Raw genomic sequence first — 18,315 nt, 5'->3', positions numbered from 1 at the left:
GCGTATCTGCAACGAATAGCACTTTTGCCCACTTTCTGTGCATTAAACAGGCGTTTTGCCAGTTATCCCGATTCAAGCGGTGTGGAATGTCCGCGTGCGATCGGATGTCCGAAAGCGGCTTGCGAGGTGCTTCAGAAGCCGCTGTAATGACCGTTAGCAGGTATTGCGGCAGTCCAACTTGCACCGGATCGTTGCAATCCATCGATGTTGTGTGTTCCGCGCAACACCTCACAAGCCGTGCTTATCGCCGTCACCCAGCCTCCCACTTTCACTCCGCATGAAATCCACCGATATCGTTCGCCTGCTGGCGCTGTCCGCGATCTGGGGCGCCAGCTTCCTGTTCATTCGCATCGGCGCCCCGGTGCTAGGGCCTCTTCCTGCGGCATTCTTCCGCGTGCTGATCGGCGCCGTCACCCTCGCCGCATGTCTCGTCCTCATGCGCGTGCATTGGGATATGCGCGGCAAGTGGCGCGCCGTGATGACACTCGGGGTCATCAATTCCGGCATTCCTTTCGTGATGTACGCGGTGGCGGCGCTGTGGCTACCGGCGGGCTATTCCGCCGTGTTCAACGCGATGACCCCGCTGATGGGCGTACTGATCGGCGCGCTGTTCTTCGCCGAACCGCTGACCCGCGCGAAGGCGATCGGCGTGGTGCTGGGTTTGCTTGGCGTGGCGGTGCTGACGCGGACGGGTCCAGTCACGTTCTCGCCGATGGTGCTGCTGGGCGCCGCGGCGTGCCTCGTGGCGACGCTCTGTTATGGATTGGCCGGATTCCTGACGCGCCGCTGGATCACCGCGCAGGGCGGCCTGGACAATCGCCTGGTCGCCGCGGGCAGCCTCATCGGCGCGACGCTGTTCCTGTTGCCGTTCAGTGCCGCGGCGCTCATCCGCGAGAACACGTTGCCGCTGGCAGGCCCAGGGGTCTGGGCCGCCATGCTCGCGCTCGGGATGTTCTGTACTGCCATCGCCTACGTCATGTACTTCCGGTTGATCGCCGACATCGGGCCGGTCCGCTCGCTGACCGTCACGTTCCTGATTCCGCCTTTCGGCATCGTCTGGGGCTGGATCTTCCTCGGCGAGACGCTCTCGGCGGCGCACGCCGTCGGCATGGCGCTGATTGGCGGCGCCGTCTGGATGGTGCTCCGGCCGGCCAAGCCGGCCGCGCAGGCGCGCACCGCCTGACGGCGTTTCGCCGGCACGGCGTCAGTCGTTAGTGGTGATGCGGGCCGCGATCGTGGTCATGGTCCGCGTAGTGGCCGCGCGGGCCCGGGCCGGGACCGCCTGGACCCCAGTGACGGCCGCGATCGTGCCAGTCGCGCCATTCGTGGCGCGAGTACCAGCGGCGGCCGTCCCAGTAGCGGTCGCCGTGCCACCCGATGACCACCGGGGCGACCACGACAGGCGCCGGCGCGACGACGACGGGGGCGGGCGGCGGCGGCGCGTACGCGGGTGCCGCGTAGACGGGCGCCGGGGCGACGTAGACCGGGGCCGGGGCGCCGATGTTCACATCGACATCGACGCGCGCCTGCGCGGCGGTGGAGGCGGTCAGCGCGGCCAGGCCAAGGGCCGCGGCGGTCAGGGTAGATGCGATCAGGGGACGCTTGTTCATTGTGTTCACCAGTAGTGTGATGCTGTACCTCCACTCTACCGGTGTGGCGTATTACGGTTCTAGCGGCTTTGTAACAAGCCTTCCCCATTCTGTAAGAGACGTTGTCGCCACGCCACGTGGACTGTTTCAGTCGTCGGTCGCACGCGGCTGGCACGCGGGACACAGGCCGTAGAGCACCAGCATGTGTTCACGCAGTTCGAAGTCGTTATCCGCGGCGACCTCCCGCTGGCGCCGCTCGATGTGCTCGTCCCGAAACTCCTCCACCCGACCGCAGGTGACGCAGATCAGATGATCGTGGTGCCCACCCTCGTTCAGTTCGAACACGGCGTGGTCGGCCTCGAAGGTATGGCGCAGGAGGATATTGGCCTGCACGAGCTGGTTCAGCACGCGATAGACGGTGGACAAGCCGGCATCGACGTCCTGCGTCAGGAGGATGCGATAGACGTCTTCGGCGCTGAGGTGGCGCCGGTCGCTGGTGCGAAAGGCCTCGAGCACGTACATGCGAGGCGAGGTGGCCTTGAGGCCGGCATGCTTGAGGCGGGGATCGGTCATCACGGGTGACAAGGACATGGCGATTCGCGCCACATAGCGCGTTGAGCGTTTTGGGGCGATCACGGAACCGGCGCGCCGCGCGACGGCGCGCGCGAAGGCCATCCTGCGGGGGCGATGACTCGCATCGCCCGCATCGGGCATCCATGACGGGAAAATTCAGGCGGAATGGACACCCGGGACGAGGGCGCCTTGGCGGTCGTCCCGGGCGGTGCGCCGTGCCTGCACGGCGCGCGGAATAAAAAGGCGGCCTGGCTTGCCACCGGATGACGCGATCAAGAAAGCGGGGTCTGGATGCTTTCCTGATCTTCCGATGGCTGGCTACTGCCAAACGCTCCGCGTGACGGAGCGGTCCCCACAAAAGTCGGTAACGAGCGGTGTGTCACGTGGCGTTTCACACCGATCCGGAATTCTTCACTGTCTGCCTGGTGCCGTGCACCGTGTGAAGCAGTCAGTGAGGCCATAGTAAATGCGAATCGATCTCATTACAAGCACTATTTTCGCAAGGCCATGGGGACAATGGGGGTACTAGTTCAGCGGGAAGCGCTTGGCCAGCGCGGTAAAGCGCGCGTCTTCCTTGCGCACCTGCGCCGCGAATTCATCGGGCGTGTTGACGAGCGGCTCGGCCCCGACCGCCGTGATCGCCGTCTGCAGTTCGGGCTGGCGCATGGCTTCGCGCACCGCCTCGTAGATGCTTTGCGTGACCGCCGGCGGCGTGCCCTTCGGCGCGAACAGGCCGAACCACGTCGTGTATTCGTACTGCGGCATGCCCGTCTCGATGACGGTCCGCACATCGGGCGCCCCCGCAAAGCGGTGGGTCCCCTGGTTCGCGACGATCTTGAGCGTGCCGGCCTTCTGGTGCGGCAGCGCGGATGCCACGCCGGTCACGGCGAAGTTCACGTTATTGGCGATCATGTCGGTGATGATGGCCGCGGTGCCCTTGTAGTTGACGACGATAAGGTTCGGCAGCACCTCGGCCTTCAGCTGCTGGCCGAAGAGCTTGGCGACGTTTTCACCGGTTCCCATCGAGCAGGGCGTCGTCGCCGCCTTGCAGTACTTGATCAGTTCCGGCAGCGATGTCGCCGGGAACTTGCCGTTGGCCACGATCACGCCGGGCGACTGCGCGATGTTGGTGACGGGGACCAGCGCGGTGAGCGGATCGGTGCCCGTGAATGACGGCGCGTGCTTGGTCAGCACGATGGCGGGCGTCTGCAGGAGCAGCGTGTAGCCGTCGGGCTTGGACTCCGTGACCTTGCGCGTACCGATCAGGCCGTCCGCGCCGGGCTGATTGACGACGAGTACAGGCACGCCCCACTGCTCGCCGAGCAGCTTGGCCGTCGCGCGCGCGGAGGCGTCCGTGCCGCCGCCCGGCACGTAGGGCACCACGATGGTCACGGGGCGATCGGGCTTCCATGCGGGCTGTGCGAACGTGGCCGGGGTGGCGGCCACCGCGGCGAGGGCGATGAGGGCCAGCGCGGCGGCGCGCTGTTTGGGGTGGTTCGGCATATGGGTCTCCTCCAGATCTTTGTTATGTGGTCACGTCAGGTCGTAAGCGGGTCCTGATGGGGGCCGAAGCGATGCGGGCCGCTATCGCGCCCAGCGCTTTTCGAAATCCCAGACCTCTTCGAAGCCGATCAGGCGGCAGAACTCGTTGAAGTCGGCCATGGGAATGTCCGGCGACAGGCTGGTACCGGCTTCCTTCAGGTGGCGCAGGGACTTTTCCATCGCGGCGGCCGCCACGAGGCTCGTCATGGCGGGGAAAATCGCCAGCGAGTAGCCTATCTCCTTCAACACGCTGGCCGGCAGGATCGGCGTCTTCCCGCCATCGGCCATGTTGGCCATCATTGGCAGGTCGAAGGCCTCGCAAGCGCGTCGCATTTCGTCTTCCGATTGCGGCGCCTCGAAGAACAGGATGTCGGCGCCCGCCTTCGCATAGGCTTCCATGCGGCGCATGGCGTCGTCGACGCCGAGGCTCGCGCGCGCGTCGGTGCGCGCGATGATCAAAAAGTTCTCCTTGTCCTGGCGCGCTTCCGACGCGACCTTGATCTTCTCGACCATGTCCTCGATGGGCACGCAACGCTTGAATGGCGTGTGGCCGCACTTCTTCGGAAACTCCTGATCCTCGATCTGGATCGCGGTGACGCCGGCCTCCTCGTACCCGCGCACGGTGTGGTGCACGTTGAGCAGGCCGCCATAGCCCGTGTCCGCATCGGCGATCAGCGCGGCTTTCGAGGTCCGCGTGATGGTGCGCATGCGATCGACCATCTGCGTGTAGGTCGCGATGCCGGCATCGGGCAAGCCGAGGCTTGACGCCGTGAGCCAGTAGCCCGATCCGTAGATGATGTCGAAGCCGACCTTGTTGGTCATGACGGTGGCGATCATGTCCTGCACGCCGGGGATGGTGATGAACTCGCCCGCGGCGAGCTTCTCGCGAAGAATGGGATTGGCCATGGTGGCTCCGGTAGAGAAACAAGAGAGGAAGCGGGTCAGCCCATCGAGGCCAGCCACGGCTGCTCGCGCTGCACACGCGCTTCGTAAGCACGCAGGGCCGCCTCGTGCGCCAGCGTGCGGTCGACTTCGTCCTCCGCCGAGAGCAGTTGCTCGGCGTGGCCGTCGGCAAGCGTGATGGGGATGGTGGCGCCGTCGGGCAGCCGCAGCGTGCGTTCGGCCACGCGCAGCAGCAGCGATGCATCCTTGTGCTCGCCGAGCGCCTGCAGCAGCCGCGCGTGATCTACCGGCGTGACGATCGCCGCGACCACGCCGTTCTTCACGCAGTTGTTGCGGAAGATGTCACCGAACGACAGCGCGATGACGGCCTTCACGCCGTAGTCGGATAACGCCCACACCGCATGCTCGCGCGACGAGCCGCAGCCGAAGTTTTGCAGCGCGACGACCATGCGCGGTGGCGTGGCGTCGGCCATGAACGCCACCTCGGGCCGGCCTTCGGCGAGCCAATCGGCGAACAGATGCGCGCCCATGCCCGTGCGCTGCACGAGGCGCAGGAAGCGTCCCGGAAAAATGGCATCGGTGTCGATGTCGTCGCGCTGCATGACCGCGGCGCGGCCCTGGACTTCTGCGATGACGGCTTTCATGCGAGGTACTCCCGGGGATCGGTCAGGCGCCCTTGCAGCGCGGAGGCCGCGACGGCGGCGGGGCTCATCAGGTGCGTGCGTCCACCTTGTCCCTGCCGGTTTTCGAAATTGCGGTTGGACGTGGAGGCGCAGCGCTCGCCCGGGGCGAGACTGTCGCCGTTCATGCCGATGCACATCGAGCAGCCCGACTCGCGCCACTCGAACCCCGCATCGACAAAGACCTGCGCGAGCCCCTCGGCCTCGGCGGCGCGCTTGACGCTGCCCGAGCCGGGCACCACGAGCGCGCGGACGTTAGAAGCCACGCGGCGGCCGCGGACCACGTCCGCCGCGGCACGCAGGTCCTCGAGCCGGCCGTTTGTGCAGGAGCCAATGAAGGCCACGTCGATCGGCACCGACGATAGCGCCTGACCCATCTCGAGCCCCATGTAGACCAGGTTCTCCTCGATGCGATGACGCTCGGCCGGCTCGTCCAGCACGGCGCCGTCACCGACGCGGCCCGAGAATGTGGCGCTGTCCGCGGGCGTGGTGCCCCACGTCACGAGCGGCGCGACAGTGCGGGCGTCGAAGTCGACGCGACGATCGAAATCGTCGGGGCCATCGGTGCGCAGCGTGCGCCAGGCGCGTGCGGCGGCCTCGAAGTGCTCGCGCGCGGCGCCCTGCACGCGGTCGCGCAGATAAGCGAGCGTCGTGGCGTCCGGCGCGATCAGCCCGAAGCGCGAACCGGCCTCGATGGTCATGTTGCACAGCGTGAGCCGCGCTTCCATCGACAACGCTTCCACGGTGGGGCCGAAGTATTCGACGCCATAGCCATTGCCGCCGCTGGTGCCGATATGATGGATGATCGCCAGCGCGAGATCCTTTGCATAGACGCCAGTGGCCAGTGCCCCGGAAACCCGGATGCCGAGCGTGCGCGGCTTGCGCATCCACAGGCTCTGCGTGCTCATCACGTGCGCCACTTCAGAGGTACCGATGCCCCAGGCCACCGCGCCCATCGCGCCAAGCGTGGCGCTGTGCGAGTCGCCGCAGACCACGGTGCTGCCGGGCAGCACGTAGCCGAGCTCGGGCGCGATCACATGGACGATGCCCTGCAGCGGATGGTCGAGGTCGTACAGGCGCATACCCGTTGCCTGCGTATTGCGGCGCAGGGTGGCAATCTGCTCGCGGCTTTCCGCGTTCGGGATGTTCGTGAGGCGATCGGCCGTGGTGGGGACGTTGTGATCCTGCACCGCGATATGGCGCGGCGACGAGCGCAGCGTGTGGCCGGATTCGGCCATGCTGGCGAAGGCCTGCGGGCTCGAGACCTCCTGCACGAGGTGCCGATCGATGTAGATCAGGTCCTCGCCGGCGTCATTGCGGGCGACCGCGTGGGCCGCCCAGATCTTGTCGAATAAAGTGGTCATGGTGTGGAGTCCATGCGATTGCAAACGAAACGACTCAGTCGAGGCTGATATGCGCGGCTTTGGTGATCGCCTTGTTCTTCTCGAGGTCGCGCACGATTTCCTTGCCATACGCATCGGGCGTACCCGGCGTGGCGACGATGCCGAGCGAGGCCAGACGCTCGCGCATCGCGGGATCGTTCAACACTTTCTGCAGCGCGGCGCTGAGCTTGTCGAGCACGGGCTTCGGCGTTTTCGCGGGGGCCAGCAGGCCGACCCAGGAATTGATCTCGAAGTCCTTGAGTCCGGCCTCTATCAACGTCGGCACATTCGGCAGCGAGGGCGCGCGCTCGCGCGACGTCACCGCCAGCGGCTCTACCTGACCGCTCTTGACGAACGGCATCGCGCCCGTCACCGCCGCGAAGGTGATTGGCAGCGTGCCGCCCACCACGTCGAGCAGCGCCTGGCCGCCACCCTTGTACGGCACGTGCGTCATCGCCATGCCCGTGCGCTGATGGAACATTTCGCCGGCGAGGTGCGTGGTGCTGCCGTTGCCGGCGCTACCGTAGGATACGCCGCCGGGCAGCGTCTTCGCATACTTCTGGAGATCGGCGACGTTCTTCACGCCGAGCTTCGGATTGGCGGCGATCAGCAGTAGCGCGTCCCCGATCTTGCCGATCGGCGCGAAGTCCTTGACTGGGTCGAACGGTACCTTGGCGTAGACGTTCGGATTGATGACGAGCGTGCCGTCGTAACCGAGCAGCAGGGTATAGCCATCGGGTTCGGCCTTGGCCACCATTTGCGTGCCGATGTTCCCGCCGGCGCCCGGCTTGTTATCGACGACGATCTGCTGGCCCAGTTGCTGGCCCAGCTTCTCGGCCACGATCCGCGCGCTGGTGTCGGTCACGCCAGCGTTGGCGAATGGCACGACCAGGCGGATGGGTTTGTTCGGATAGTCGCTCTGCGCGTACGCCGGCGATAGCCCGCACACGGTCAATGCGATGGTGGCGATGGTGGCGATGGTGGCGGTGAGGGGTTGGCGAGGCAGTTTCATCGGATGTCTCCTGTTATGTTGGGGATGGGCCTCTGCGTGCCCTTGCGTGTCTGGCGGCTAGCCCGGCGTTTGCTCCCGCCGTCGGGCAGCGGCAAACTCCATCAGCCGTTCGTCGCGCCACGCGCGGCGCGATTCGAGGTCCGCGTGGGACAGGTGCTCGCGACGCTGCGCCTCCACCTGTCCGATCAATGCGGCGTCCCACGGGGACTCATGCGAGCCCGCGCGCGCGATGCGCTGGTACAGCGGACCCAGCCGGACGGCGTAGTCGGCCACGCCGCCGGGCGCGTTGAGGTCGATCGTCTCGAACGGTCCCATGAAGGACCAGCGCCAGCCAAGGCCGTCGCGGATGGTCTTGTCGATGTCCTCGCAACTGGCCACGCCGTCCTGCACCAGCGCCCAGGCCTCGCGCAGCAGCACGGCCTGCAGGCGGTTCAGCACGAAGCCTTCCACCTCCTTGCGCACATGCACGACGGTCTGCCCCACCGCGCGCATCAGCGCATCGGCGAAGGCGGCGGTCGCGGGCGACGTCTCGGGCGAAGGCACCAGTTCCACGACCGGAACGAGGTAGGGCGGGTTCACCGGATGGGCGATCAACACGCGCGGCGAGATCGACAGGCCCAGCGCGAAATCCGAGCCGGGAATGCCGGAGGTGGAACTACCGACGATGGCGTCGGGCGCGAGCAGCGCGTCAAGGTCCTCCATCAGCCGTCGCTTGACGTCCACGCGCTCGAGCACGGACTCCTGCACATAGGCGGCGCCATCGACCGCTTCGGCCAGCGTGGCGACCGGCGTGATGCGCGCCAGCACGGCGGCCGGATCCTCATCGATAAGCCCATGGCGCCGCAGCCCTTCGAGCTGGGACGCAATCAGTGGCACGGCCTTGCGCGTGATGTCCGCGTTGGCGTCGAACATCTTCACGGAGAGTCCCGCGCGCGCAAAAACGATGGCCCAGCCGGCGCCCACGAGGCCGGCGCCGACGATGGCCACGGGGCGGCCGGCGCAGAGCGCGCGGAGGTCTTGCTTCTCTGTCATGTCGTCTCGCTTGTCTTGTGTGTTTGGTATTCGACGGACCGCGCGCGCACGGTGCCGCGCTCGACGAGCACGCACGGCACGGTGACGCCGCGGGCCAGCACCTGTCCGCCAATCTGCTCGAACAGCAGGGTTCGCGTGGCATCCACCATTTGCCCGACGTTTTGCTGCACCGTGGTGAGATCGAACGAAGGCCAGGCCGCCTGCGGCACGTTGTCGAAGCCGACGACCGATACGTCGCGCGGCACGTGCAGGCCGAGTTCGGTGCGCAGGGTCTCCAGCGCCGCGATGGCCATATGGTCGTTCGCGCAGAAGAGGGCATCGGGCCGATTGGCCGGATCGCGGAACAGTGCCAGCACCGCGCGCCGTGCTTCGGCGAAGTCGTAATGGCCCACGCCGCGCGCATGGAGTTGCAAGTCCGCGGCGGCGAGGGCGTCGCACAGGCCGGCTTCGCGCTCGTGGCTCGTCGAGGCGTTCTCCGCTCCCGCCAGCCACGCGATGCGGCGATGGCCGTTGCTGACGAGGAGCTCGCCGACCAGGCGGCCCCCCGCGCGGTTCTGCGAAGTGACGGCGCTCGTCGCGTAGCCGCCCATCGTGCGCCTCTGCGCCACGCGGTTGAACATCACCACGGGAATGCCGGCGTCGATGCAGTCGTTGGCCAGCGCCGAAGACAGCGTCGTCGATGCCATGACGATGCCATCGACCTGATACTGGAGAATGTCCATCAGCACGTTGTCGGCATCTTCCGTGTCGCTGATGAACAGCAGCACGTGATAGCCGTCCTGCTGCAGCGCCTGGCACAGTTGCTCGATGACCACTGGATAGAACTGGTTCTCGAGGTAGCTCATGACGAGGCCGATGATCCGGCTGCGCCGCGTGATCAGACTGCGCGCGATGGCGTTCGGGCGATAACCGAGCTGCCGCGCGGCGGTATGAATCCGCTCGCGCGTGTCGGGTGCCACGCTCGCGCCCGGCGTGAACGCGCGGCTGACGGCGGACTGTGACACCTCCGCCAGCCGGGCCACGTCGTGCGCGGTGACCTTTGCTTTCATGCCGCAGTCCAGCCGCCGTCGAGCATCAGCGCGCTGCCCGTCATCAGGCTCGACGCATCGCTGGCGAGGAACACGACCGGCCCCATGACCTCGTCGATCTTGCCGACGCGTCCAAGCGCGATCTTGTCGACCACGAACTTGCGGAAGGCGGGATCCTCGAACATCGGCGCGGTGAAGGCGGTCTCGATGAAGGTCGGGCACAGCGTGTTCACGCGGATGCCCGAGGGACCGAGTTCCCACGCGAGCGCCTTGCTCATGCCTTCGACCGCATGCTTGCTCGCGCAGTAGAGCGTCCGGCGCGGGCTGCCCACGTGTCCCATCTGCGACGAGACATTGATGATGGAGCCCGGCAGACCCGCGGCTTGCAGGCTGCGGGCCACCTCGCGGGCGACGTAGAAGGTGGCCTTGACGTTGAGCGCGAATACCGCATCGATGTCTTCATCGGCCGTTTCGGTCAGCAGCTTCGGGCGGTTCATGCCCGCGTTGTTGACGAGAATCTGGTACGGCGGACGGCTCTCGATCACACGGCGCACGGCGGACGAGTCGGTGACGTCCAGCACCAGAGCGTCCGCGGTGCCGCCCTGCTCGCGAATCGCGGCGCAGGCGGCTTCGAGTTCCGCGCCCGATCGGGCCGCGAGCGTAACGGCGGCACCGGCCTGCGCCAGCGCCACGCCCGCCGCGAGACCGAGGCCACGGCCCCCGCCCGTGACGAGCGCGCGCTTGCCGTCGAGACGGAATCCACCGAACGAGGGCAGCGCGGCTGTCATCCCTGAAGCTCCGGGACCGGCTCGTACCACGGCACGTCCGGACGACTGCCGTAGCGGCGCACGCGGAGGTTCGCCTGTTCGCCGTGGCCCGCGAAGTTTTCCATATGGCACAGGCGCGAGCAGTATTCGCCGATCTCGGCGCTGGCCGCATCCGTGGTCACGCGCTGGAACGTGCATGTCTTCAGGAACTTGCCCACCCACAGGCCGCCGGTATAACGCGCGGCCTTGTTCGTCGGCAGCGTGTGGTTGGTGCCGATGCACTTGTCGCCGAAGGCGACGTTCGTGCGCGGGCCGAGGAACAGCGCGCCGTAGTTGGTCATATTGTTCAGGAACCAGTCCGGGTCGCGCGTCATCACCTGCACGTGCTCGGACGCGAGTTCATCGGCCTTCTGCAGCATCTCTTCGCGCGTGTCGCAGACGATGACCTCGCCGAACTCGGCCCACGACTTGGCGGCGATCGCGGCGGTCGGCAGGATCTTGAGTTGGCGCTCGACCTCGGCCATCGTCGCGTGGGCAAGCGCTTCGCTGTCCGTCAGCAGCACGGCGGGCGAGGTGGGACCATGCTCGGCCTGACCGAGCAGGTCGACCGCGCACATCTCGCCGTCCACCGAATCGTCGGCGATGACGAGCGTCTCGGTCGGGCCCGCGAACAGGTCGATGCCGACGCGACCGAACAACTGGCGCTTGGCTTCCGCCACGAACATGTTGCCCGGACCGACCAGCATGTCTACCGGCGCGATGCTGTTGGTGCCGACGGCCATCGCCACCACGGCCTGCACGCCGCCGAGCACGAGGATCTCGTCCGCGCCGGCCATGTGCATGGCGGCGACGATGGCGGGATGCGGCTCGCCGTGGAAGGGGGGCGCCGTGGCGACCACGCGCTGGACGCCCGCGACCTTCGCCGTCAGCACGCTCATGTGCGCGGAGGCCAGCAGCGGATATTTGCCGCCGGGGATGTAGCAGCCCACCGCGTTGATCGGCACATGGCGGTGACCGAGGAACACGCCGGGGCGGGTCTCGACTTCCACGTCGAGCATCGAGTCGCGCTGGATCTGGGCGAAGTTGCGGACCTGCGTCTGGGCGAAGCGAATATCTTCCAACTCCCGCTCGGACAGACTCTTCATCGCCTTTTCGATCGCGGCCTGCGACAACCGGAAGTCCTCCGGCTCCCAGTTGTCGAACTTCCTGCTGTACTCGCGCACTGCCGCGTCGCCGCGCGACTCGATGTCGCGAATGATGCCTTCGACGGTGTTGCGGACGGCGGTGTCGTCGTCGGCCCGGGCCTGCACGTCGCGTCCACGCTTGAGGTAACGAATCATGGTGTCTCCTGTTGGGATCTGTCGGGGCGCACGTGCATAGGGCGGTGCATAAGCAGGTGCATACGTATGCAGATTAGTATTCTTGCATTCGTATGCAAAGTCGGTAGTTACCCTGAGCGCGGCGCGGAGGACATTCAAACCGGCGATTACGCCGCAATGCGTTGTAATCGCTCGACATCGGAGGTACCGATTTGCCGACAAATTGGATATTCGAGAGTAACAATGATTATCATTACGCTCCATGAGCACTTCCGGTTCCGTCCTTCCCTCCGCTGTTGCCGCACTGTATGTGGACCACCATTCCTGGCTGCGCGGCTGGCTGCATCGCCGGCTCGGTAGCGCCGAGCATGCGGCGGACCTGGCGCAGGACACCTTCGTGCGGCTGCTCAACAGCGATCGTGTGCCGGCGCAGCTCGACGAGCCACGCGCGTACCTGACGACCGTGGCGCGGAACCTGATGTCGAATCACTGGCGCCGCGAGAAGCTCGAGCAGGCTTATCTCGAAGCGCTCGCGCTCGCGCCTCAGGATGTCGGCCTCTCGCCGGAAGCGCGCGCGATGCTGCTGGAGACGCTGGTCGAACTGGACCGGTTGCTCGACGGCCTGCCGCCGATCGTGCGTCAGGCGTTCCTGCTCTCCCAGCTCGATGGTCAGACGCATGCCCAGATTGCCGAGGAGCTCGGCATCTCGGTGCCCACGGTCAAGCGATACCTCGTCAAGGCGCTGCAGCGCTGTTACTTCGCCGACCTGTCCTTCGTCGCGTGACGGCCCAGCGATGAAACCACCCTCGTACCCCGCGCAGTCCACCTGGTATCAGGCAACGTCGGATGCCGCATCCATCCCGCCGCATATCGCCGAGCAGGCGCTGGAATGGCTGGTGGAATTGCAGGACGCCGAGGTGTCGCCGGAAGTCGTGGCGGCGTGGCGGCAATGGCGCGCCGCACATCCCGACCACGAGCGCGCGTGGCGCCGGATCGAATCCGTGCAGGGCCGATTGCAGCCGCTGGCGACGCCGGCCACCGCGGGCATCGCGCGCGCGGCCCTGATGCCGACGGCCTCGCGCACGCGACGGCATGCGCTCAAGGCCGTTGCGGTCCTGCTCGTCGCGGGCGGCGTGACATGGCGCGCGCGGGAGCCATCAGGCTGGCGCGCGTGGACCGCGGACTATCGCACCGGTGTCGGCGATCGCCGCAAGGTCGTACTGTCCGACGGCACCACGCTGATGCTCAATACCGCGAGCGCGGTGGACATCCTCTTCGATGCCACCGAGCGTCGCGTGCGGCTGCTTGCGGGCGAGATCCTGATCACGACAGCACCGGACCGCGAACCGGTCCCGCGCCCGTTCCTCGTCGAGACCGCATTCGGCACGGCCCGTGCGCTCGGCACGCAGTACGTGATGCGCCATCATGCGCACGGCACCGGCGTGGCCGTCTACACGGGCGCCGTGGAAATTCGGCCGCGCGACAATCCCGCCCGCAAGCTCGTGCTGCAGTCCGGTTACAGCGCCAGCTACACCGCGCAGACCATTACCGTGCCGGAAGTGGCCAGCAGAGCCGGCATGGCATGGGCCGAGGGCTTCATCGTCGCGCGCAGCATGCGGCTTGGCGACTTTATCGCGGAGCTCGGCCGCTACAGCCGCAAGACGCTGTCGTGCGATCCCGCACTGCGCGACGTGCTGGTCTCCGGCTCGTTCCCCGTCGATGACGTGGGGAAGGTGCTCGACACCCTTGGAACCACGCTCAACGTGCGCCAGCAAACCGTCAGCCGGTTCTGGGGCGGCGACGAGATCCGCCTCGTACCGCCCGGCGCGCCCACGACGCGATGACCCGCTGAAAATTTTTCGAGATATCTGATCTCTTTTCGAAACTCACGGGTCAGGGAAGACAGGTACTTCAACTCTCTTCCATCGAAAGGTTTCACTCATGGGTCACGTCCGGACGCGCGAGCGTCAGTCTCCTCGTGTCATTCGCCGCAAACTGCTGACGTCCATGGTAGGCCGTATCGCATTGGGTGGCCTTGGCGGTGCGGTGGCCGCCTCGGCCGTCATGCCGGTTGCCGCCCACGCACAGGCTGCCACGCGCGCCTATGCGATTCCCGCCGGCACGCTGGAAGACAACCTGAGCCGCTTTGGCCGCGACGCAGGCATCATGCTCTCGTTCAAGCCGGAGATCGCCGCCGGCAAGCAAAGCGCTGGCCTGAACGGCAACTACTCCGCGCGGGCGGGCCTCGACACGCTGCTTGCGGGCTCGGGCCTGACCGTGGTCGAGCAGTCGAACGGCAGCTACCAGGTCGTCAGCCCGGCGGGCACTCCCGCCGCGAGCGCCAGCGGCGCGACGCTGCCGCCCGTGACCGTAACCGCTTCGCTCGACACGCGCCTGCAACCGGAATACGCGGGCGGCCAGGTAGCGCGCGGCGGCAGTCTCGGCATCCTCGGTTCGCTCGACGTCATGGACACGCCGTTCAGCACGATGAACTACACGGCCGAAACCATCGAGAACACGCAGGCCCGCACGCTGGCGGACGTAGTCATCAACGAGTCCTCCGTGCGGACGCTGACCTCGACGGGCGGCTTCGGCGAAGACTTCCAGATTCGCGGCTATACCGTGGCGAGCGGCGACGTTGGCATCAATGGTCTCTACGGCCTCGTGTCGTCGAGCCGCATGCCGGCCGCCATCATGGAGCGCGTGGAGGTGCTCAAGGGACCGGGCACGCTGATGAACGGCATCGGCCCGAACGGCAGCGTCGGCGGCGCGATCAACATCACGACCAAGCGCGCGGGCGACGAGCCGCTGACGCGCCTGACCACGACCTACGAAAGCAAGTCGATCCTGGGCGTACAGGCCGACGTGGGCCGCCGCTTCGGGGAGAATAACGAGTGGGGCGTGCGCGTCAACGGCGTGTACAAGAACGGCAAGAGCAACATCGACGACGGCCGGCAGGAACTCGGCCTCGGCGCGCTCGCTCTCGACTATCGCGGCCGAAACCTGCGCTGGTCGCTCGATGCCTACTCGCAGCACGAGGGCATCGAGAACTTCCGTCCGCAGGTTGGCTTCGCGGCGGGTGTCACGTCGATCCCCGATGCGCCGTCGGGCCACCGCAATTTCTTCCCCGGCACGCAGCTGTGGCTGCATGACTCGGCCGTGATGTCCCGCCTCGAGTACGACATTTCGCCAAACCTCATGGTCTACGCCACGGGTGGCTACCGTGGCGGCTCCGCTTACCAGACCTTTCCGTCGGGCCCGGTGGATGCGCTCGGCAACTTCCGCGTCAACAACTCGTACTACGATTCCTACAGCAAGACGAGCACGGCGGAAGTGGGCGCCCGCGCGACGTTCGCGACGTTCGGCGTGGGTCATACGGTGAACGTCGGCTTCACGCGTCTCGACCAGGAACTGGGCAACGCGTACATCGCGAATCCGGCGTCGTCGGCCGTGGCTTCGAACATCTACGATCCGGCGCCGCTGCCCGCCGTGATGGGCGCGCGCACCGATGCGCAAAAGGCGTCCGACACCGCGCTGACCAGCGTGGCCGTGACCGACACGATATCGTTCCTCGATGACCGCATCCTGCTGACGGGCGGCCTGCGTCATCAGAAAGTGTCGCTGAACAACTATTCGACGACAACGGGCGCGCTGACCTCGAACTATGACGCGAGCGCGGTGTCCCCGCTCGCCGGCTTCGTGGTCAAGCCGCTGACCAACGTCTCGCTGTACGGCAACTACACGTCCGGCCTGACGCGCGGCGGCGTGGCGCCGACTACGGCGGCCAACGCGGGACAGGTGTTCGCGCCGTACAAGTCGCGCCAGATGGAAACCGGCGTGAAGGTGGACTGGGGACGCATTTCGACGAGCCTGGCCGCGTTCCAGATCAAGCGTCCGAGCGCGGTGACGGATCCCGCCACGAATATCTACAGCTTCGACGGCGAGCAGAAGAATCGCGGTATCGAGCTGTCGGCCTACGGCGAAGTCGTGCGGGGGTTGCGGCTGCTGGCCAGTGCCACGTTCTACGATGCCAAGCTGTCCCGCACCGCCGGTGGCGTGAACGACGGCAAGGATGCCAACGGCGTGCCGGACCGCACGTTCAACTTCGGCGTGGACTGGGATATGCCGTGGGTGCCGGGGCTGAGCCTGTCGGGCCGCATCATCAACACGTCGGGCGTCTACTTCAACGCGGCCAATACGCTGCGCGTGCCGTCGTGGACGCGTTACGACGTGGGCGCGCGGTACCGCACCAAGGTCATGGGCAAGTCCGTGGTGTTCCGCGCCAATGTCGAGAACCTTTTCAACTCCGACTACTGGCTCGTGAGCGGCACCTATGCGACAGTGGCGGCTCCGCGAACGGTGCTGCTGTCCGCGCAGATCGACTTCTGACGTTTCGCCGCGCTAGCCGATAAGGAAATACCGATGACCAAGACGACCGCCATCGCATTCGCGTTGATGACTCTCTCCTCCGCCGCTCAGGCGCACCAGATCTGGATCGAACCCGCGGACCAGCGCGCGGTGATCCGCTTCGGCGAGTTCGGCGACAACCTGCGCGAAGCATCGCCGGGCCTGCTCGACAAGTTCGTTGCGCCGAGCGCCACGCTGCTCTCATCGAAGGGCGAAAAATCCGCCGCCGGCGTGAAGACTGCCAGCGGTTTCGCGCTGCCCTTCATCGCGACCGCGGGCGAGTCCGTGGTCGCGCAGGACGCGAGTTATCCGCTCTACGCGTTCAAGCGTGCCGACAAGGACATGGCCAACTGGTACTACCCCGCCGCCCGCTGGATCACCGACTTTGCCGCGCAGCCGCCGAGGCTGCCGCTCGACCTCGTCCCGACGGGCGACGCGGGCGCGTTCAAGCTGTACTTCCAGGGCAAGCCGCTGCCGAAGACCAAGGTCGCGCTCGTGACGCAGTCCGGCTGGGCGAAGGAGGCCAATACGGACGAGTATGGCGCCGTGAAGTTCGATATGCCGTGGAAGGGCACCTACGTCGCGGAGGTTCATCACAACGACCAGACGCCGGGCGAGCGCACGGGCGCCAAGGGCGCGGAGCGCTATACGGCCGTGAATTACGTGACCTCGGTGACGTATATCAAGGCCGATGGCGTGGAGCCGCTTCCCGCGCCACCGGCGGCAACGCCTTCGCCCGCGAAGTAGCGTGCTAGCGCTTTTGCCACACACGTAAGCCGAAGACCGGCAACACGCCGTAGACGTGGTCGAACAGGTCCGACTGGACCTGTTCGTACGTCTCCCAGTCGGTCACGTTGACGAACAGGAAGACCTCGAGCGGCAGGCCCTGGCTCGTCGATTGCACGTGACGGATCACGAGCGGCATATCGGCGCGGATGGCCGGATGCGCACGGAAGTAGGCCATCATGTACGCGCGCAGCATGCCGAGGTTGGTCATGGCTTCGCATGCCGCCGTGGCGTCCAGCGCGGAGGGCAACCGCAGCGCGGGGCTCGTGCGCAACGTACTCAGCATCGCGTCGTCGCACAGCCGCACACTATCCGCATCGAACGGAATCGCATGCCGCACGCGGCGCGCCCCCGCCTCCATCATGCCGCGCCAGTTCTTGACGCCGTTGCTGAGCAGCACGTAGCTCGGCAGCGTGACGATGGTATTGTCGAAGTTCTGCACCTTGATCGTGTTCAGCGAGATATCGGTGACCACGCCATCGGCGACATAACCGGGGACTTCGATCCAGTCGCCGATGCGCAGCATGTCGTACGCGGCCAGCTGGATGCTCGCGACGAAGCCAAGCAGCGAGTCGCGGAACACGATGATCAGCAGCGCGGTCATCGCGCTCACGCCGGTGAGGAAGTAGGTGGGAGATCGATCGAGCAGCAGCGAGACGATGGCGATCAGCGCCATCAGGTACAGCACGATCGTCGCGACCTGAAGGAAGCTCTTGATCGGCCGCTCGCTCGCATGCGGGAAATGGCTGTATCGATCCTCGATGCTGCCAAGGAACGCGAAGCCCGCGCGCAGGGCGGCGAAGACCATGAAGCACGCGGCAATCACTCCCACGGGGCGTCCGAGCATCGAGACGATCGGAAACGTAATGCCAGTGAGCAACGGCGCGGACACGTAGACGATGAACGCGGGCACGATCGGCGCCAGACGGTCGAACACCCGCCGCTTCTCCGCCGCGCGCAGCCACTTGCGATGCTCCCCGCGCGCGAGCCGGCGCACGGTCCAGAGCAGGAGGACGCGCGTGACCGCGTAGCAAAGCACGCTGGCGAGCGCGATGGTCAGCAGCAATCCGGCGACGATCGCGATCGCCACGGGCAGGCTGTCGGTCTGCGCGTAGACCCGGGGCCAGCCGTCCGGCCCTTCGACGATGCGAAACATGTCTCCGAACATAGCCCTCCGCCGCCCAGGTGTCGTCACGCTCCAAGCATTGTAGTCACCACTCCGCACGCCGGATGACATCCAATGTGCAGGCACACTCGGCCACTCGCTGTCACATCGCGCCATCGTTCGCCACAGT

17 protein-coding genes are annotated in these 18,315 nt (G+C 66.4%); 5 read left to right on the top strand and 12 right to left on the bottom strand.

The window, feature by feature from the left end; translation table 11 throughout:
- Positions 1-277 precede the first annotated feature (277 nt).
- Complete coding sequence (locus tag KHP16_RS19685; RefSeq protein WP_109584744.1) at positions 278-1,183, top strand: DMT family transporter; 906 nt, start codon at positions 278-280, stop codon at positions 1,181-1,183.
- A gap of 28 nt (positions 1,184-1,211) precedes the next feature.
- On the opposite strand, the gene KHP16_RS19680 is transcribed toward KHP16_RS19685, so the two are convergent.
- The 11 genes from KHP16_RS19680 to hisD form a co-directional block, all read right to left on the bottom strand.
- Positions 1,212-1,610: a hypothetical protein gene (locus KHP16_RS19680; protein ID WP_115954912.1), complete on the bottom strand. Its 399-nt coding sequence runs from the start codon at positions 1,608-1,610 to the stop codon at positions 1,212-1,214.
- 126 nt (positions 1,611-1,736) lie between these two features.
- Positions 1,737-2,180 carry a ferric iron uptake transcriptional regulator gene (fur, locus tag KHP16_RS19675; protein WP_115955051.1) on the bottom strand — a complete coding sequence of 148 codons (444 nt, stop codon included), beginning with the start codon at positions 2,178-2,180 and terminating at the stop codon, positions 1,737-1,739.
- Between the two features lie 507 nt (positions 2,181-2,687).
- Positions 2,688-3,665, bottom strand: coding sequence for a tripartite tricarboxylate transporter substrate binding protein (locus KHP16_RS19670; RefSeq protein WP_109584742.1), 978 nt, complete (start codon positions 3,663-3,665; stop codon positions 2,688-2,690).
- A gap of 81 nt (positions 3,666-3,746) precedes the next feature.
- Positions 3,747-4,610, bottom strand: coding sequence for an isocitrate lyase/PEP mutase family protein (locus KHP16_RS19665; RefSeq protein ID WP_115954908.1), 864 nt, complete (start codon positions 4,608-4,610; stop codon positions 3,747-3,749).
- 35 nt (positions 4,611-4,645) lie between these two features.
- Positions 4,646-5,251 (bottom strand): 3-isopropylmalate dehydratase small subunit, encoded by a 606-nt coding sequence (gene leuD, locus KHP16_RS19660; RefSeq protein ID WP_211960941.1) that lies wholly within the window; start codon positions 5,249-5,251, stop codon positions 4,646-4,648.
- On the bottom strand, positions 5,248-6,651 hold the full coding sequence (gene leuC / locus KHP16_RS19655) for a 3-isopropylmalate dehydratase large subunit (RefSeq protein WP_115954904.1): 1,404 nt from the start codon (positions 6,649-6,651) through the stop codon (positions 5,248-5,250). Before leuC ends, leuD begins: the two co-directional genes overlap by 4 nt.
- Positions 6,652-6,685: 34 nt before the next feature.
- A complete protein-coding gene (locus KHP16_RS19650) occupies positions 6,686-7,681 on the bottom strand; it encodes a Bug family tripartite tricarboxylate transporter substrate binding protein (protein WP_109584738.1) in 996 nt (331 codons plus the stop codon).
- A 57-nt stretch (positions 7,682-7,738) separates the two neighbouring features.
- Positions 7,739-8,713 (bottom strand): 3-hydroxyacyl-CoA dehydrogenase, encoded by a 975-nt coding sequence (locus tag KHP16_RS19645; protein ID WP_211960940.1) that lies wholly within the window; start codon positions 8,711-8,713, stop codon positions 7,739-7,741.
- Positions 8,710-9,762 carry a LacI family DNA-binding transcriptional regulator gene (locus KHP16_RS19640; RefSeq protein ID WP_179594473.1) on the bottom strand — a complete coding sequence of 351 codons (1,053 nt, stop codon included), beginning with the start codon at positions 9,760-9,762 and terminating at the stop codon, positions 8,710-8,712. Before KHP16_RS19640 ends, KHP16_RS19645 begins: the two co-directional genes overlap by 4 nt.
- Entirely contained in the window at positions 9,759-10,529 is a 771-nt protein-coding gene (locus tag KHP16_RS19635) for an SDR family NAD(P)-dependent oxidoreductase (RefSeq protein ID WP_211960939.1), read from the bottom strand. Before KHP16_RS19635 ends, KHP16_RS19640 begins: the two co-directional genes overlap by 4 nt.
- Positions 10,526-11,848, bottom strand: coding sequence for a histidinol dehydrogenase (hisD, locus tag KHP16_RS19630; RefSeq protein WP_211960938.1), 1,323 nt, complete (start codon positions 11,846-11,848; stop codon positions 10,526-10,528). Before hisD ends, KHP16_RS19635 begins: the two co-directional genes overlap by 4 nt.
- Before the next feature lie 241 nt (positions 11,849-12,089).
- Between hisD and KHP16_RS19625 the strand changes: the two genes are divergently transcribed.
- The 4 genes from KHP16_RS19625 (at position 12,090) to KHP16_RS19610 (ending at position 16,981) form a co-directional block, all read left to right on the top strand.
- Positions 12,090-12,611 (top strand): sigma-70 family RNA polymerase sigma factor, encoded by a 522-nt coding sequence (locus KHP16_RS19625; RefSeq protein ID WP_109584733.1) that lies wholly within the window; start codon positions 12,090-12,092, stop codon positions 12,609-12,611.
- Between the two features lie 10 nt (positions 12,612-12,621).
- Positions 12,622-13,671 (top strand): FecR domain-containing protein, encoded by a 1,050-nt coding sequence (locus tag KHP16_RS19620; RefSeq protein ID WP_211960937.1) that lies wholly within the window; start codon positions 12,622-12,624, stop codon positions 13,669-13,671.
- 163 nt (positions 13,672-13,834) lie between these two features.
- The gene (locus KHP16_RS19615) at positions 13,835-16,216 is read left to right on the top strand and encodes a TonB-dependent receptor (RefSeq protein WP_244835889.1); all 2,382 of its coding nucleotides are present in this window, start codon (positions 13,835-13,837) and stop codon (positions 16,214-16,216) included.
- 33 nt (positions 16,217-16,249) lie between these two features.
- Positions 16,250-16,981: a DUF4198 domain-containing protein gene (locus KHP16_RS19610; protein ID WP_211960935.1), complete on the top strand. Its 732-nt coding sequence runs from the start codon at positions 16,250-16,252 to the stop codon at positions 16,979-16,981.
- 4 nt (positions 16,982-16,985) lie between these two features.
- On the opposite strand, the gene KHP16_RS19605 is transcribed toward KHP16_RS19610, so the two are convergent.
- Positions 16,986-18,176 carry a mechanosensitive ion channel family protein gene (locus KHP16_RS19605; protein WP_244835888.1) on the bottom strand — a complete coding sequence of 397 codons (1,191 nt, stop codon included), beginning with the start codon at positions 18,174-18,176 and terminating at the stop codon, positions 16,986-16,988.
- Positions 18,177-18,315: the final 139 nt, after the last annotated feature.

This window comes from Cupriavidus plantarum (assembly GCF_905397285.1).
Classification (GTDB): Bacteria; Pseudomonadota; Gammaproteobacteria; order Burkholderiales; family Burkholderiaceae; genus Cupriavidus; species Cupriavidus plantarum.
The sequence above is the reverse complement of the archived record's forward strand: the minus strand, read 5'-3'. Positions and strand labels throughout refer to the sequence as shown.